The organism is Aestuariivivens insulae, assembly GCF_022662195.1.
Lineage (GTDB): Bacteria > Bacteroidota > Bacteroidia > Flavobacteriales > Flavobacteriaceae > Aestuariivivens > Aestuariivivens insulae.
Window position 1 is genome coordinate 290947 of sequence record NZ_JAKMCS010000004.1, and the last position, 16471, is coordinate 307417.

The following is a 16471-nucleotide window of genomic DNA, read 5'->3' on the forward strand; positions in this document are numbered from 1 at the left end:
AATTTAAACGAATGTAAACACTTCATTCTCGAATTTAAAATTTGTAAACACTCGTTTCTAAATCGCTGTTAAAATGTGTACTTTTACGGCCTTAAACAAATTAAGTTAGACGTGTTTTGTTTCCTTGAGTACGCTAGACCTGACATAATAAATTAAAAAATGAATAAACCAAAACGACCTGCCTCGCCGTCAGGCAGGTATACCATTACCACCGCATTACCATATACTAACGGTCCTATTCATATTGGGCATTTAGCAGGGGTATATGTGCCAGCCGATATTTATGCACGCTATTTAAGGTTAACAGGACATGATGTCGCCTTTATTGGGGGTAGCGACGAGCACGGTGTGCCTATTACCATTAAGGCTAAAAAAGAAGGTGTATCGCCACAGGATATCGTTGATAAATACCATGCCATTATTAAAAAATCGTTTGAGGATTTTGGTATTACTTACGATAATTATTCTCGTACGTCGGCGCCTATTCATCATAAAACAGCATCAGAATTTTTTAAAACCTTATATGATAAAGGCGAGTTTATTGAAGAAACTACAGAGCAACTTTACGACGAGCAGGCCAACCAGTTTTTAGCCGATAGGTTTGTAATTGGTACTTGCCCTAAATGTGGTAACGAAGAGAGCTATGGCGATCAGTGTGAAAATTGTGGAACAAGTCATAATGCTACCGATTTAATTAATCCTAAGTCGGCATTAACAGGTAATACACCAACTTTAAAGCAAACCAAACACTGGTTTCTGCCTTTAGATAAGCATGAGGATTTTTTGAAAGAATGGATTTTAGAAGGGCATAAAAAAGATTGGAAACCTAATGTGTACGGACAGGTAAAATCGTGGATTGACGATGGATTGCGTCCGCGTGCCGTAACGCGCGATCTGGATTGGGGTATTCCTGTGCCAGTTGAAGGCGGAGAAGGCAAAGTGCTTTACGTATGGTTCGACGCTCCTATAGGTTATATTTCATCAACTATTGAATGGGCCGAACGTGAAGGAAAAAATTGGGAGCCTTATTGGAAAGATGAAGAGACTAAGCTAGTGCATTTTATAGGAAAGGATAATATTGTATTTCACTGTATTATTTTCCCAGCAATGTTAAAGGCTGAAGGTTCTTATATTTTACCCGATAATGTACCGGCCAATGAATTTTTAAACCTGGAAGGCAATAAACTATCCACATCAAAAAACTGGGCGGTTTGGTTACCAGAATATTTAGAGGAGTTTCCAGGGCAGCAAGATGTGTTGCGTTACGCCTTAAACGCCAATGCGCCTGAAACCAAGGACAACGATTTTACGTGGAAAGATTTCCAGGCCAGAAACAATAACGAATTAGTGGCCATTTTTGGAAATTTTATAAACCGAGTGGTCGTATTGACCAATAAATACTATAACGGTATTGTGCCAGAACCTTCTGAGTTTTCACAAGTAGATGAAGAGACATTGGCTGCAGTAAAAGCCTATCCTAATGTTATAGCGAGCTCTATTGAGCGTTACCGATTTAGGGAAGCAGGGCAGGAATTGATGAATTTAGCCCGATTGGGAAATAAATATTTAGCCGATGAAGAGCCGTGGAAGGTAATTAAAGTAGATGAAGCCCGCACACAAACTATCATGTATGTTGCGCTTCAAATTGCTTCGGCGTTGGCAACCCTGTGCGAACCGTTTTTACCATTTACTTCCGAAAAGTTAAAGAACATCCTTAATGTCAGTTCTAGTGATGTGACACAGGCGCATAGTATCGAGAACACTTGGAACGACATTTCAACAAAAGAAGTGTTGCTACCAGCAGGACACCAAATAGGAAAGGCAGAATTACTGTTCAGTAAAATAGAGGATGAAACCATCCAAAAACAGTTGGATAAGCTTGAAGCTAGTAAAAAGGCCAATGAGGCTGCCAATAAAACGGTAGAGCCACAAAAAGAGACTATCACTTTTGAGGACTTTACAAAACTGGATATTCGGGTAGGCACCATTTTAGAGGCCGAAAAAATGCCAAAGACCAAAAAACTGCTTAAACTTAAAGTGGACACAGGTATTGATGTGCGTACTATTGTTTCTGGTATTGCAGAAAGTTTTACCGCCGAAGAAGTGGTGGGCAAACGCGTAACGGTTTTGGTAAACCTTGCACCAAGAGCTTTACGTGGCGTGGAAAGTCAGGGTATGATCTTAATGACCGAAACGCCAGAAGGTAAGTTGGTTTTTGTAAATCCAGACAGTGGTAATGAGGTTGCCAATGGGTTGCCAATAAGTTAATTCCTTGTTAAGATAATTTAATGGTTAAAAATTAAGGCCTTCATTATCAGCAGGGTGTATTCTTTTTCTATTTAAAGGAGTGGTTATCTTTTTAGTTAGACATCTAAAAGCATAGGTAAATTCGTATATTTATTCAGTTTTAAATATATAACATATGAAACGAATTACTTTATTGCTTATTGCCATTACCGTGTTTTCCTGTGGTACATCAAAAACGGTAAGAGCGTCTAAAAAAGAGATTAAAGGAACATGGGTTTTAAACACTATAAAATATAGTGCTTTAGGAACTTTTAATGTGACCTTGTTAAATGATGCTTCAAAAGAATGCTTTGAAGGCAGTGTTTGGAGTTTTGTCCCTAATAATAATACGGGAACCTATGCCATTAGCAAATCCGATTGTTCTACAGGAATGCGTTATTTCAACTTTACCATTCAAGAAGTAGACGAGCAAACAGGACTTTATAATTTTCTGTTGAAGCCAACCAATGAAAAAAAGAAATCGGATACCAATCAAGGGTTCCGATTAAAACTAACGAACCTGTCTGCAACGACTATGCAGTGGCAGCAAACAGTTTACGTAGATGGAAAGCCATTTATTATTAATATGAATTTTGTTAAACAATAAGATATGAAAACATTTATAGAAAAGATAGGAATACTAATGTTAGTAGGTGTTTTAGCCATTGGTTTTACCAATTGCAAAGCGGTTCAAAATGCCAATAACAAGCAAAAAGGCGCTGTTATAGGAGCTACAGGAGGTGCTATTTTAGGAGCCATTATTGGGAATAATGTTGGAAAAGGCGGCCATGGCGAGCTAGGCGCTGTTATAGGAGGTGTTATTGGAGGAGGAGCAGGTGTGCTTATTGGAAACAAAATGGACAAACAAGCCCAGAAAATTGAAGAGGAAATACCAGGAGCCCAAGTAGAGCGTGTCGATAATGGTATTGTGGTAACCTTCGATGAAAGTAGTGGCGTGTATTTCGATACAAACAAGTACAATATTAATGCAGGATCAGAAGAAACTTTAAATAAGCTTATAGGGGTATTTAGAGAATTCCCAGACACCAATATTCTAGTCGTTGGCCATACCGATAGTGTTGGAGACGCTAATTATAATATGACGCTATCTAAAAACAGAGCGAATGCCGTAACCAATTACTTAACCGCAAACAGTGTTAGTATGAGTCGCGTTACTACCCATTGGTATGGTGAAGAGCAACCCGTTGCAGATAATGCTACAGCAGAAGGGCGTGCAAAAAACAGACGTGTAAACATAGCCATTGTTCCAAATGAAAAAATGATTGAAGACGCAAAAAAAGAGGCCGGGCAGTAAGTCTTCAATTAAAAGTTTATGAAAAGCTTGTTCCTTTATAAAGGGCAAGCTTTTTTATTTGATATTGATTTATACAGCATTGTAATGTTATTTCGATAGCATAGACTAAGGCTACATGCAAAAAACATTTACAGAGTTTTCAACCAATGCCATTTTAAAGATAGGAGACGAGTCTCTTTTAGAAGCTTATAAAACGGTTAAGCGCCCAGAATTATTTACCTTTATTAGGACCAAGGAGTTTGAAGCAAAATTGGTAATAGACGATGTGCCATATACTATTGCGCCTAATAGCATATTGGCCTTAACTTCAACGCAATATCTTCAATTTGTTTTAGGTAAGGACTTAGTGGTTTACCAATTCAACAGGGAGTTTTATTGTATAAAAGACCACGACCATGAGGTAAGTTGTGCTGGACTGCTGTTTTTTGGGAATATACATGTACCGAATATAAGCCTAAGCACAGATGAAAATAAAAAACTGCACATGCTACATGAGGTTTTTATTGATGAAATTGAAACCAAGGATACCATCCAGGCAGAAATGTTGCGTATGCTCATGGCACGTTTCATTATTATCTGTACGCGTTTGTTGAAAACCAAGAAAGGCTACTTAGAGAGATCTAAAAATGCTAAAGTGGATTTGTTGCGCGAATTTAATATGCTGGTAGATACCCATTTTAAAACAGAGCATAAAGTATCTTTTTATGCCGAAAAATTATTTAAGTCACCCAAAACCTTATCTAATAGTTTTGCCCAGCTAAATACAAGTCCTTTACAAATTATACATGACCGTATAGTGCTGGAAGCAAAGCGGCAATTAATCTATACCGACAAATCGGCTAAGGAAATAGCGTATGATATTGGTTTCGAAGACGCTTCACATTTAAGCCGTTTATTTAAGAAACATACCAAAATCTCACCTTCAGACTTCAAAAAACAACTCCAAAAGGCTTCATAGGGAACAATTGACAATCTTTAGGGAATTCTAACCATTTATCGGGAAGGTTTTATCATTCATCTTTGCACTGTATAATTAAAACAATTAAGTTATGAATGTAAAGCATAAATCTATTTTCAATTTAATTGAAATATTTAAGGGTAAAGGAAAAGAGCAAATCAAAAGCATTAGCTCCGAAACCCATTGTGAACAAAAACAGATTCACGATTACTATTGTGATGCTGAAAAACCTCATGTAGCGCTAGCATCTGTCTAAAAGGAAAAATTGACAAGATTAAGGGAATAGTATACATGGTCTAACCTTAATACAAACAACATCTTTGTATCAAATAAATTAAAAAATTAAAAAAATGAACACATTTAAAGTACCAACACGAGAAGAAGTAAGCGAGAATAATCAAGCTATTTTCGACAAACTTAATAAAGCTTTAGGTTTTGTGCCTAACATTTATGCTACATATGCCCACAGCGATACGGCATTGGAGAATTATTTAAATTTTTCTAACGCCAAAACCTCATTGTCGGTTAAAGAAAAGGAGGTGATTAATTTAGCGGTAAGTGAAGTAAACCAATGCGTTTACTGTTTATCTGCCCATACGGCCATTGCTAAAATGAATGGTTTTACAGACGAACAAATTTTGGAGTTAAGAGCTGGTGAAGCCTCTTTCAATAACAAATTAGATGCCTTGGCCAGACTTGCAAAGAACATTACAGAAAACAGGGGTAGAACCGATGAAGCTGTTCTTGAAAACTTCTTCAATGCAGGATATACCAAAGGCAACTTGGTTGATGCCATTGCAATGGTTGGCGATAAAACCATTTCCAATTATTTACATCGAACAACACAAGTGCCAGTAGACTTTCCTGAAGTTAGGCCATTTGAGACGGTAACAGTATAATGAACATCAATAAATAAGTTTAAAAGATGAAAAAGATCATATCCATTTTAGTACTGGTATTGGCACTTGCTATAAATGCCAATGCCCAACAAGAAGTTAAAACAATTGCACTAGAACAAACCAAAGGAGAGTTTACCCAAAAATCATTAAAGGTAAGCGAAGGTACTTATGTCTTTAAAGTGTCCAATAATCATGTAGGTAGAGATGTAGGCTTGGTATTGGTTCCAAAAGGAAAAGATGCCAGTAAGCCAGAGAACCATATTACATCTGCTTATGTAACCCAAGTGGTTAAAGATGGCAAAGTTGAAAATTCAAAGCCAACGGTCTTAAAAAAAGGAGAATATGTGTATTTCTGTCCGTTAAATCCAACACCACAGTATAGATTAATAGTAGAATAATTAGTAGCTAGATTGATGAAGAAAAAGGTTATCTTGAACAGGATAACCTTTTTTGTTTTTGTTATTTTCGCTTTTCATTAGTTTAAGCCTATGACAGCTCTAGTTTCCTATATTGTTTCCAGTAGCCAACTTCCAGAACAGTCGGTTAAGAATACCATTGAATTGCTTAATGAAGATTGCACGATTCCCTTTATATCACGATATAGAAAAGAACGTACAGGCAATCTGGATGAGGTCCAAATTGGAGATATTGTAAAATTTAAAGAACAATTTGAAGCTTTGGAAAAGCGGAAAGAAACCATTTTGAAAGCTTTAAAGGAGCAAGAGGTCTTAACGGTGGAATTGGAGCAGAAGATTAAAGAAGCTGTAGATTTAACTGTTTTGGAAGACCTCTATCTTCCGTATAAAAAAAGCCGAAAGACCAAAGCTGAAAAAGCCAGACAAAACGGATTGGAGCCTTTGGCAAAAATCATCATGGCACAACATGCTAACGACATTGAGTCAATAGCCTACAAGTATGTAAAAGGTGAGGTAAACTCAGTTGACGATGCTTTGGAAGGTGCCCGTCATATTATGGCCGAATGGATTAATGAGCGTACCGATTTTAGGAATCAAATTCGATATCAATTAGAACGTTTTGCAACAATTTCCTCTAAAGTGGTGAAATCAAAAGAAACCGAAGAAGGTGCCCAAAAATTTAAGGACTATTTCGATTGGAACGAATCCTTAAGTCGTATCCCTTCACATCGCCTGTTGGCCATGTTACGAGCCGAAACCGAGGGCTATATTAAAACCAAAATAGCTATTGATGACGAACGGGCCCTGGACAAAATGGAAAACCGTTTAATACGTTCCAATAACGATTGTACCGTGCAAATTCAATTGGCAATTATAGATGCTTACAAACGATTATTGCTCCCTTCTTTAAGCAATGAAGCACTTCAAAACGCCAAGTCTAAGGCCGATGAGGCGGCTATTTCGGTATTTGCTAAAAATTTAAAGCAGTTATTGTTGGGGTCGCCATTAGGAGAAAAGCGCGTGTTGGCTATCGACCCTGGCTATCGTACTGGTTGTAAAGTAGTCTGTTTAGATGCCCAAGGCGGGTTAATGTATAACGAAACCATTTATCCGCATCCACCAAAGAGCGATAGTGTTGGTGCTATGAAAAAGCTAAGCTCACTTACCGATGCCTATAAAATAGAAGCGATAGCTATTGGTAATGGTACGGCATCAAGGGAAACGGAGGCGCTAATTAGAAAGATTAGGTTTAAAAACGATATTCAAGTGTTTGTGGTAAGTGAAGCTGGGGCCAGTATTTATTCGGCATCAAAAATCGCTAGGGAGGAGTTTCCTAACTACGATGTTACGGTTCGTGGAGCGGTATCCATTGGGCGACGCTTACAGGACCCTTTGGCGGAGCTGGTGAAAATAGAACCTAAATCTATAGGGGTAGGGCAATACCAGCACGATGTAGATCAAACCAAGCTTCAAAAAGCGTTGGACATGGTTGTTGAGCATTGTGTAAATGCCGTTGGTGTAAACGTAAATACAGCCAGTAAAAGCCTCTTGGCTTATGTTTCTGGAATAGGTACTAAACTGGCAGAGAACATATTTAACTTTAGAAAAGAAAATGGTCCGTTTTCATCAAGGAAAGCCATAAAAAAAGTGCCTCGTTTAGGGGATAAGGCCTTTGAACAAAGTGCTGCATTTTTAAGAATAAAGGATGCCGATAACCCTTTGGACGATTCGGCAGTGCATCCAGAAAGTTATGCCATTGTTGAGCAAATGGCCAAAGATTTAGGGGAAACGGTTAAAGCGTTAATAGGGAATTCGGCATTGATCAAAAAAATCGATTTAAAGACGTATTGCACAAAAACCGTTGGGTTGCCTACTTTGGAAGATATTGTAAAAGAGTTGGAAAAACCTGGGTTGGATATTCGAGAGCAAGCCAAGGTGTTTACCTTTAACCAAAATATAAAAACCATTACCGATTTGCATGAAGGGCAATTGCTTCCCGGGATCGTAAATAACATTACCAATTTTGGTTGTTTTGTGGATGTTGGTATCAAAGAAAGCGGGTTGATTCATGTGTCCAATTTATCCGATAGTTTTGTTAAGGATGTAAACGACCATGTGCATTTGCACCAACAAATTATAGTAAAAGTTTTGGATGTTGATGTACTGAGGAAACGTATCCAGCTAAAATTATATAAGTAGACCGACAGTTTTTATGCGGGGTTTCGATACATTTAGTAAATTTTAACATTTAAAATTTGGATTTACTAGACGAGTGGTCATATTTTTGTCAAGGATAAAACGGATAGAATGAAAACGGCGAAACACGATACTAAAGCTAATTTCCTTTTAGAAAGGGGCATGGAGATTTTATGGAGTAAGGGATACAATGCAACAAGCGTTAACGATATCGTTCAAGCTGCAGATGTTCCCAAAGGCTCGTTTTATTTTTATTTCGATTCTAAGGAAGACTTTGTGGTAAAGGCCATAGAAAAGTATTTTGCGGCTATGTTCACGCCTGCTAAGGCCATTCTGGACGATAAGACAAAGTCCCCAAGAGAAAGACTGATTACTTTTAATGAGTTTAGGCTCGATGTCCTTAAGAATGAAATGGGCTGTAAGATGGGGTGCATGGCTTGTAATTTGAGTAGTGAAATGTCTGAGCATAGTGAACAAATTAGGAATGCCATTTTGGTTAAGAATGAATATGTACTATCGCTCATCACAGCAGTTATTCAAGAAGCTAAGGATTTAGGGGAAATAACAAATCCAATGAGTGCTGAGGATATTGCATCTTTTATTGAAGATGCCGGTAAGGGAGCCATGATTAGCATGAAGGAAATGAAAAGTTCGTATCCTATTGACAATGTGATGAACATGATAGAGCACATATTGTTGAAATAGGCACATATAGTTTTTTAGTAAATAATAATCGACCGGTCTTTATATTTTGTTATAGTAGTTAACAAATTTGTTCCGAGCGTAATTTGTGTTACTTATTTAGTTAAGTACCATTAATCAATAACCGACCGGTCAACTATTAAATTTTAATTAGCTCAATAATGATGTGAAACAGTACAATAGTATAAATCAAAAAAACAAAATTAATATAAATAACCGACCGGTCAAATATAATCAAGTCAAACACTAAATCAAATTATGAATGCACTAAAGAAAGCAAAAAGTTTTACAAATAAGTTTGCCACAAACTGGGCGAAATTTGTAATTAAATGGAAATGGCCAATGTTAATATCAACATTGGTACTAGCTATGGGGCTAGGGTCAAAGGGAAACATGGAGTTCGATGGCGATTACCATGTGTTTTTTAGTAAATCAAACCCCGAACTGGAAGCTTTTGACGCTTTACAGGAAAAGTTTACTAAAGACGATAATGTTATTTTGGTTTTAACACCATCTAACAAAAACGTATTTACAAAAGAAAACTTAACGGCCATTGAAGAATTAACGGCCGAAGCATGGAATACCCCCTATTCATCTAGGGTAGATGCTATTACCAATTTTCAATACACGCGTGCCGAAGGAGACGATTTATATGTAGACGACCTCTCTTATGAATCGTCTTTAAAAACCAATGAAGAGATTGCCAAAATAAAGGAAGTAGCCCTTAAGGAGCCTTTGTTGGTAGATCGAATTATTAATAAGGAAGGTAGCGTAACGGCAATCAATATTACCGTAAAATTACCCGGGGAAAACGTTAATGAAATCCCTGGTGAAGTGACACCTTTTGTAAGGAATATGATTTCCAACTTTAAGGATAAATACCCCAATTTTGAAATTCACTCTTCAGGATTGATTCCTATGAATACTGCATTTTTTGAAGCATCCATGAAAGATATGATGCTTACCATGATAATGCTGGTTATTGTAATAATTACTACGTTAATTCTAACAAGAAACTTCTATAGCATGTTGGCTACCCTTGTTGTGGTGATGTTTTCTATTGTTAGTGCGGTGGGGTTTGTTGGCATTATGGGCATTAAGTTAACGCCACCGTCGGCTGTATTCCCAACCATGATACTTACGCTTGCGGTGGCCGATAGTATCCATATTTTGGTAACCATGTTACAAAAGATGCGTAAAGATGGCCTAAGCAAAATTGATGCTTTGGTAGAATCTATGCGCTTAAATTTTATGCCGGTTTTTATTACTAGTTTAACTACCGTTATAGGGTTCTTAACCATGAACTTTGGCGACGTACCGCCATTCTGGGATTTAGGGAATATTACCGCTTTCGGAATGATGATGGCGTTCCTGTTCTCAACAACAACTCTGCCAGCTTTAATGGCTATTCTACCAGTTAAAGCGACTGCCAAACAAAAGGAAAGGGAAGTTAAAAAGACAGGCTGGTATACTAGTATGGGCAATTTTGTGGTGAAGCAACCGGCAAGATTAGCATTTGTAGCCCTATTAGCCATTGGTGGGTTAACCTATTTGGCAAATCAGAATGTATTTAATGATGAGTTTATCAATTACTTTGATAAAACCGTTGAATTTAGAAATAGCACAGACTATATAAGCGAAAATCTAACGGGTATTTATAATGTTGAATATGCTATTGGTAGTGGAGAAAGTGGGGGTATCAATAATCCAGAGTATCTAAAGAAACTAAATGCTTTTGAAGATTGGTTAAAAGAGCAACCAGAAGTTATTCACGTCAATGCGTTTAGCGAGGTAGCCCGAAGGGTGAACCGTTCCATGCACGGCGATGATGAGGCTTTTTACCGTGTACCCGATAACCGCGAAGAAGCCGCACAGTATCTATTGCTTTACGAATTATCCTTGCCCTTTGGTTTGGACCTTAACAATCAGATAAACGTAGATAAATCGGAAACAAGGGTTACGGTAACCTTAAAAAACATTTCCAGTGCCGAAATGATTGAATTTTCAAAACGAGGAGAGCAATGGCTGCGTGATAACACCCCAGAACCCATGCATGCCATTGGTGTGAGCCCTACACTAATGTTCTCAAAATTGGGCTTTAGACAGGCCGATAGTATGTTCAATGGAAACATCGTAGCCCTGATACTAATTTCTTTGGTGTTGATAATTGCTCTTAGAAGTTTTAAACTGGGGCTGTTGAGTATCATTCCAAATGTAGCACCTGTTTTAGTTGGGTTTGGTATCTGGTTCCTTTACAAAGGGCAAATTAATACGGGAATGGTTATTGTTTTTGGTATGACCCTAGGGATCATAGTCGACGATACCGTGCACTTTATGAGCAAGTTCTTAAGGGCCCGAAGGGAACTGGGGTACAATGCCAAACAAGCCGTTATTTACGCTTTTGAAACCGTTGGAAAAGCCTTGGTGACTACTACGGTTGTATTAATAGCCGGGTTTGCGGTACTATCAACCTCGTCGTTCGCATTAAATAGTTATATGGCCAGAATAACGGTAATCATAATCATTGCGGCCTTGATCATAGATTTCATTCTGTTACCATCATTATTGATCCTTACGGCCAAAAAAGAGATAAAGCCCATTATGGCACCAGAGCCTAAAGTAGCTTTTGATAAATAATTCAAAAAAACAAACTTTTAAAAATGAAAAAAATAATAGTATTAGCAGTTTTAATGTTAAGTTCAGTAATAGTCAATGCCCAATCGGCAGAAGTACGCGGATTGGAAATAGCCAAAGCCGCCGAAAAAGCAGATTTGGGATTTGGTAGTTCCATAGTGGAGCTAAAAATGATTCTTAAAAACAAAAATGGGCAAACTAGCGAGCGTTCTTTAACGACCAAAACCTTGGAACTTACAGAAGATGGCGATAAATCTCTAATCGTATTCGAAAGCCCGAAAGATGTAAAAGGAACAGCCACATTAACCTTTACCCATAAATTTGGAGCCGATGACCAATGGTTGTTTTTGCCGTCCATTAAAAGGGTAAAAAGAATTTCTTCCAACAACAAATCGGGGCCATTTGTGGGGAGTGAGTTTGCGTATGAGGATTTATCGTCCCAAGAGGTTGAAAAATACACCTATAGGTTTTTAGAGGAAAAAGGCGATTTATTAATCGTGGAGCAGGATCCAGTAGACCCAAAATCGGGTTATACCAGACGTGTGATTACTTATAATAAGGATAAAGGATATAGAATTGAAAAGGCCGAATTCTACGATAGAAAAAACGCTTTGCTAAAAACCTTGACGTATAGCGATTATAAAATTTATAAAAACAAATTCTGGAGGGCCGGTACCTTTCATATGGTAAACCATCAAAGTAATAAGGAAACCATACTTCATTTTAACAATTATAACTTCGATGCCAGCCTAACAGAGGCCGATTTCACCCAAGCTGCACTGCAAAGGGCAGGAAAATAAACTATTGGTGACTAACGTAGTTTGATTAATGCTAGGAAACAGGGTGCCAGATGATAGTGCCCCTGTTTTCCTTTTTGATTTTTAAATAATGAACAGATTTTCAACAGTTTTATATATTGTTTTTGGCTTAAGTGCGATAGTCTCCTTTTCACAAGAAAGTAATGTAACGCATGATTTCGAATTAGAATTAGGATTGGAATACCGATATTTTATAGACCATGCCCAATTTATGGGGCAAAAACAACATTTTCCATCGTTTTCCCTTCAACCTAAATATGCGTTAGACTGGAACGATGGAGCAGAGAGCATCAACGCAACCGCCTTTTTTAGATGGGATGTAGATGATTCCAGAACGCATTGGGACATCAGGGAGCTATATTTTCAAAAGACCAAAAATAATTGGGAGCTTAATGTAGGTCTTAAAAAAGTGTATTGGGGCGTAACCGAAAGCAATCATTTGGTGGATATTATAAATCAAACCGATGTCGTAGAGTCTTTCGACGGCGAACAAAAACTGGGACAGCCCATGGTACAATTTGTCGTTACAACAAATACTGTGGGAACCTTTAATTTTTTCTATTTGCCATATCACCGCAAACGGAATTTTCCTGGTGAAAAAGGCCGATTTCGTTTTCCCGTTGTAATTGATAGGGACGAGATTCTCTATGAAAGTAGGGCCCAGGAATGGCACCAGGATTTTGCTTTTAGGTGGTTCCATTACTTTGGTGCTTTCGATGTGGGGCTGTCACATTTCTATGGCACGGGTAGAGAGCCCCTATTTATGTTTGATAATACAGGAAATATCAATGCTTTTTATCCGGTAATTAACCAAACTGGATTAGACCTTCAGGTAACTCACAATGCCTTTTTGTGGAAACTCGAGTCTATTTATAGAAATGCCGAAGCACAAGATTTTTTTGCCTTAACGGCCGGATTGGAGTTTACTTTTAGTAATATAGATGGCAATGGCTTGGATATTGGGCTTCTAAGTGAATATCTCTATGATGAGCGTGATGCCCTAGCCTTAAATGCTCTACAGAATGATGTGTTTTTTGGTAGTAGAATAGCTTTTAACGATACCCAGGATACTTCTATTTTATTAGGAGGGATTACCGATTTGGAATCGAGCAGTAAAATTTTCAGTATTGAAGCTTCCAGACGCTTTGGAAGTAACTGGGTCGCCGAGGTTGAAGCGAGGGTTTTTAGCGGGATAGAGGCCAACGAATTTATATTGTCAAATTTTAGGGATGATAGCTTTTTTAGGTTGCGTATATCGAGGTTTTTTTAAACAAATTGAAATGGTATTTAAGATTAAATCAAATCAGGATTACTCAGAAACCTTTAATGATTTTCAAATAATTTTTAAGGAATGTGTATTGGAAATAGCAGGAGATAATGAGCTTGATAATCGATTTGATATCAATGTTGTTGAACCATTTTTAATCAATAGTTGGTTGGGAGCATTGCTTAGAACTGAATCTAGAGAATCTATTAGTAACTCACTTGGCGATTTTAGGGCTTTCATAATTCAACAACTATCAAATTGAGAGCTTTTAAGGCATTTAAACCTGTATAGGCATAACTTTAATCCGTTAATTGAACAGAGTTGTTAATGTATCCAAAAATTCCCCTGCATTTTACAGGGGAATTATAGCAATCCATTCAGACTATTTTTAAACCAATTATTTGAAGCATTTTTATCAACTTCATTCTTGTCTTCATCTTTCATAGCCCGTTCGGCATTGTTTTTCTCCTTTCTTTTTTTGTCCACTCGAGCCAAAACATCATCTACATAAAAAGAAAAATCGTTGTTCATACTCAACTGCTTTGCATTTTTAAGTGCTTTTTTGGCAGCATCATAATCTTCTAAAGCTTCAAACAAATAGGCTTGGTATAGTTGAATTAGAGCTTTGTCTATCCCTTTTATACTTAAGGCAAAATCGATAAGCATTTGGGCTTCTTTAAAATCATGGGAATGAATTAAAACCATAATGTAATCTGGATAGATAAATGTGGCTTCTATATTAATGGCCAAGGCTTTTTCGTAGTAGCTTTTAGCCGTTTCATAATCTCCCAATTGTTCCCAATGTACCCGTGCCATTAAGCATAGGGCTTTTACACTATTTGGGTTGTATGATAAAGCATAGTTTAAGGCTTCTACTGCTTTTTCCAGTTCCCAAGGATAGGTTTCTAATGCCTTGAATAAATACAGGTTATTCGTATTTGTTTCCATTGTTTTTTTAATTAAAAAATAAATAAATCGTTAGGCTTCCAGCTGAAAAACTGAAAGTGGCTTTCCGTTTGGATATGGTTACCCTTTAAAGTCTTGTTAGGAAATCAATCCGAAACAGTGGTTTTCTTTTGCTTCGGATCTTTTCTGGAAAGTGTGCTACAGAAAGGACCGAAGCCTGCTCAATGATCCTGGATCATTAAATGCCGTCATAATTACTATATGCTTTAACATGGCTTCTAAATGTTTATTAATAAATGTTTTTTAAGCAGTTCGACGTTTAAAACTGCGATGCAAAGATGAAAACAATTTTTTAAAATCCAAATAAAAAATTTGATTTATTTTACTGAAAATCAAATAGTTATGCTGTTTTTGGACAAAAAAAATCCTGTCCGCTTATTAGCAGATAATGAGTGTTGTGGCAAATGATTGTCTTTCAAACGCTTACTCTTCAATGCTTATATTTTATCTTTTAAAAAGTTGTTTCAAATTGTTTTCATTTTTTTTCATAAAAAAAGCGCCCAAGATTTTTTGGACGCTTTAAGTTATGTGGTAGATTGTTTTTTTACCTATTCATGTTTTTAATTTGGTCCATAAAAGTGTCTAAGTCTGCTCCATTACTCACTAATGTTAAAGCCTTATCCACTATGTATTTTGCGTTTATGGCATGAAACCCAAGTCCAACTGCAATTTTTCTAAGTAATACTTCTTCGTGATCACCTTTAATATGGTCTACATAAACCATACGAGCCAAATCGAACAAACGTTCCAAACGTTGGTCGTAAGATACTGGAGGATTAATAGGGTGTGCTTGATAATCCTTTAAAATGGCCTTATAATCCGTTTCATTAATACCTAAGCTTTGTGCTAGCCTATCTAAAAATGCTTTTTCTTCGTTGCTAATAACGCCGTCATCCATGGCAACGCGCACGATTGCCGCAAAATGATCCTTATTACGCTTTTTAAATCCACTATCAAATAAATCCGAAATAGACATGTTTTTTATTCTTTATTAATGCTGCAAACCTACATATTTTTTTAATAAACTAAGTCGAAAATTTCATTTTTTTGGTTGTTGCTTAAAGGCTTGGTTTTACCTTATTTTTTAAAATGGACAGGATGAAAAAAAGAATAGCAATTTTAACACATTTTAGGTAAAGCTTATGCCTATAGGATTTCAATTAAGCTAAATATTTCATTAACTTTCTTCTGTGAAACTAAACTTTGTTTAAAAAAGGTACAAAATTTAGCTTCACTTCAGTAACCACTTCGTTAGTCTAGGTATTTTTTTCATTTTTTACGTGAATTTACAAATGAAAAAATTCATGTACTTTTGTAAAAAAGCAATATCATGTTATCAAAATCTATAGAAAAGGCATTAAACGATCAAATTAGAATCGAGGCAGAATCGTCCCAAATATATTTAGCTATGGCCTGTTGGGCAGAAGTTAAGGGTTTGGAAGGTGTTGCCGGATTTATGTACAGCCAGTCTAACGAAGAGCGAGACCACATGCTTAAGCTCATTAAATTTGTAAATGAACGTGGAGGTCATGCCCACATATCGGCATTAAATGCACCTAACGTTACTTTTGAATCTTTTAAGGAGATGTTTGAAAAGCTTTTTGAGCATGAGGTTTTTGTTTCAGAAAGTATTAATAATTTGGTGCACATCTCGCTTCAAGAAAAAGATTATGCTACCCATAACTTCTTACAGTGGTATGTGTCTGAACAAATTGAAGAAGAAGCCATGGCCAGAACCATTTTGGATAAGATAAACCTTATAGGTAATGACAAAGGCGGTTTGTATTTATTTGACAGGGATATCGTTAATTTAACTGTTAACTCAGCTTCCATGGACAATCCTGAATAAAAATTCGTTTAATGATCTCAGTTTTAACATTTAATCTTATTTAGATTTAATAAAAATAACATATTTTTGCCGAAAATTTTAACGATGTGGTTTAAGCCACTTCAATCTGTAGTTTAAGATTTGGGCAAGAAGAAACAAAAAAAGAAGATTAAAAAATTGCAGGAG

The 16471-nt window shown here is 36.8% G+C and carries 16 protein-coding genes; 14 read left to right on the forward strand and 2 right to left on the reverse strand.

Features of this window, described 5'->3' with window-relative positions; genetic code table 11:
- The first annotated feature begins 159 nt into the window (after positions 1-159).
- The 13 genes from metG (at position 160) to MR062_RS07360 (ending at position 13753) form a co-directional block, all read left to right on the forward strand.
- Positions 160-2268 (forward strand): methionine--tRNA ligase, encoded by a 2109-nt coding sequence (gene metG / locus MR062_RS07300; protein WP_242203451.1) that lies wholly within the window; start codon positions 160-162, stop codon positions 2266-2268.
- A gap of 154 nt (positions 2269-2422) precedes the next feature.
- The gene (locus MR062_RS07305; protein WP_242203452.1) at positions 2423-2893 is read left to right on the forward strand and encodes a lipocalin family protein; all 471 of its coding nucleotides are present in this window, start codon (positions 2423-2425) and stop codon (positions 2891-2893) included.
- A 3-nt stretch (positions 2894-2896) separates the two neighbouring features.
- Complete coding sequence (locus MR062_RS07310; protein ID WP_242203453.1) at positions 2897-3601, forward strand: OmpA family protein; 705 nt, start codon at positions 2897-2899, stop codon at positions 3599-3601.
- Positions 3602-3716: 115 nt separating this feature from the next.
- Positions 3717-4559: a helix-turn-helix domain-containing protein gene (locus MR062_RS07315; protein WP_242203454.1), complete on the forward strand. Its 843-nt coding sequence runs from the start codon at positions 3717-3719 to the stop codon at positions 4557-4559.
- 91 nt (positions 4560-4650) lie between these two features.
- On the forward strand, positions 4651-4815 hold the full coding sequence (locus MR062_RS07320; protein ID WP_242203455.1) for a hypothetical protein: 165 nt from the start codon (positions 4651-4653) through the stop codon (positions 4813-4815).
- Positions 4816-4909: 94 nt separating this feature from the next.
- Complete coding sequence (locus tag MR062_RS07325) at positions 4910-5458, forward strand: carboxymuconolactone decarboxylase family protein (RefSeq protein WP_242203456.1); 549 nt, start codon at positions 4910-4912, stop codon at positions 5456-5458.
- Between the two features lie 26 nt (positions 5459-5484).
- Positions 5485-5856 carry a cupredoxin domain-containing protein gene (locus MR062_RS07330; protein ID WP_242203458.1) on the forward strand — a complete coding sequence of 124 codons (372 nt, stop codon included), beginning with the start codon at positions 5485-5487 and terminating at the stop codon, positions 5854-5856.
- Positions 5857-5946: 90 nt separating this feature from the next.
- On the forward strand, positions 5947-8073 hold the full coding sequence (locus MR062_RS07335) for a Tex family protein (protein ID WP_242203459.1): 2127 nt from the start codon (positions 5947-5949) through the stop codon (positions 8071-8073).
- 108 nt (positions 8074-8181) lie between these two features.
- Positions 8182-8775, forward strand: a complete 594-nt coding sequence (locus tag MR062_RS07340; RefSeq protein WP_242203461.1) for a TetR/AcrR family transcriptional regulator — start codon at positions 8182-8184, stop codon at positions 8773-8775.
- 255 nt (positions 8776-9030) lie between these two features.
- Positions 9031-11409 carry an efflux RND transporter permease subunit gene (locus MR062_RS07345; protein ID WP_242203463.1) on the forward strand — a complete coding sequence of 793 codons (2379 nt, stop codon included), beginning with the start codon at positions 9031-9033 and terminating at the stop codon, positions 11407-11409.
- A 23-nt stretch (positions 11410-11432) separates the two neighbouring features.
- Positions 11433-12206 carry an outer membrane lipoprotein-sorting protein gene (locus tag MR062_RS07350; RefSeq protein ID WP_242203464.1) on the forward strand — a complete coding sequence of 258 codons (774 nt, stop codon included), beginning with the start codon at positions 11433-11435 and terminating at the stop codon, positions 12204-12206.
- An 88-nt stretch (positions 12207-12294) separates the two neighbouring features.
- On the forward strand, positions 12295-13494 hold the full coding sequence (locus MR062_RS07355) for a hypothetical protein (protein ID WP_242203466.1): 1200 nt from the start codon (positions 12295-12297) through the stop codon (positions 13492-13494).
- A gap of 10 nt (positions 13495-13504) precedes the next feature.
- Positions 13505-13753, forward strand: coding sequence for a hypothetical protein (locus MR062_RS07360; RefSeq protein WP_242203468.1), 249 nt, complete (start codon positions 13505-13507; stop codon positions 13751-13753).
- Positions 13754-13854: 101 nt separating this feature from the next.
- Here the strand turns inward: MR062_RS07360 and MR062_RS07365 are convergent, their stop codons facing one another.
- Complete coding sequence (locus MR062_RS07365; protein ID WP_242203469.1) at positions 13855-14439, reverse strand: tetratricopeptide repeat protein; 585 nt, start codon at positions 14437-14439, stop codon at positions 13855-13857.
- A gap of 562 nt (positions 14440-15001) precedes the next feature.
- Entirely contained in the window at positions 15002-15433 is a 432-nt protein-coding gene (locus MR062_RS07370) for a tellurite resistance TerB family protein (protein WP_242203470.1), read from the reverse strand.
- Positions 15434-15787: 354 nt separating this feature from the next.
- On the opposite strand from MR062_RS07370, the gene MR062_RS07375 reads away from it, so the two are divergent.
- Complete coding sequence (locus MR062_RS07375) at positions 15788-16306, forward strand: ferritin (RefSeq protein WP_242203471.1); 519 nt, start codon at positions 15788-15790, stop codon at positions 16304-16306.
- Positions 16307-16471 lie beyond the last annotated feature (165 nt).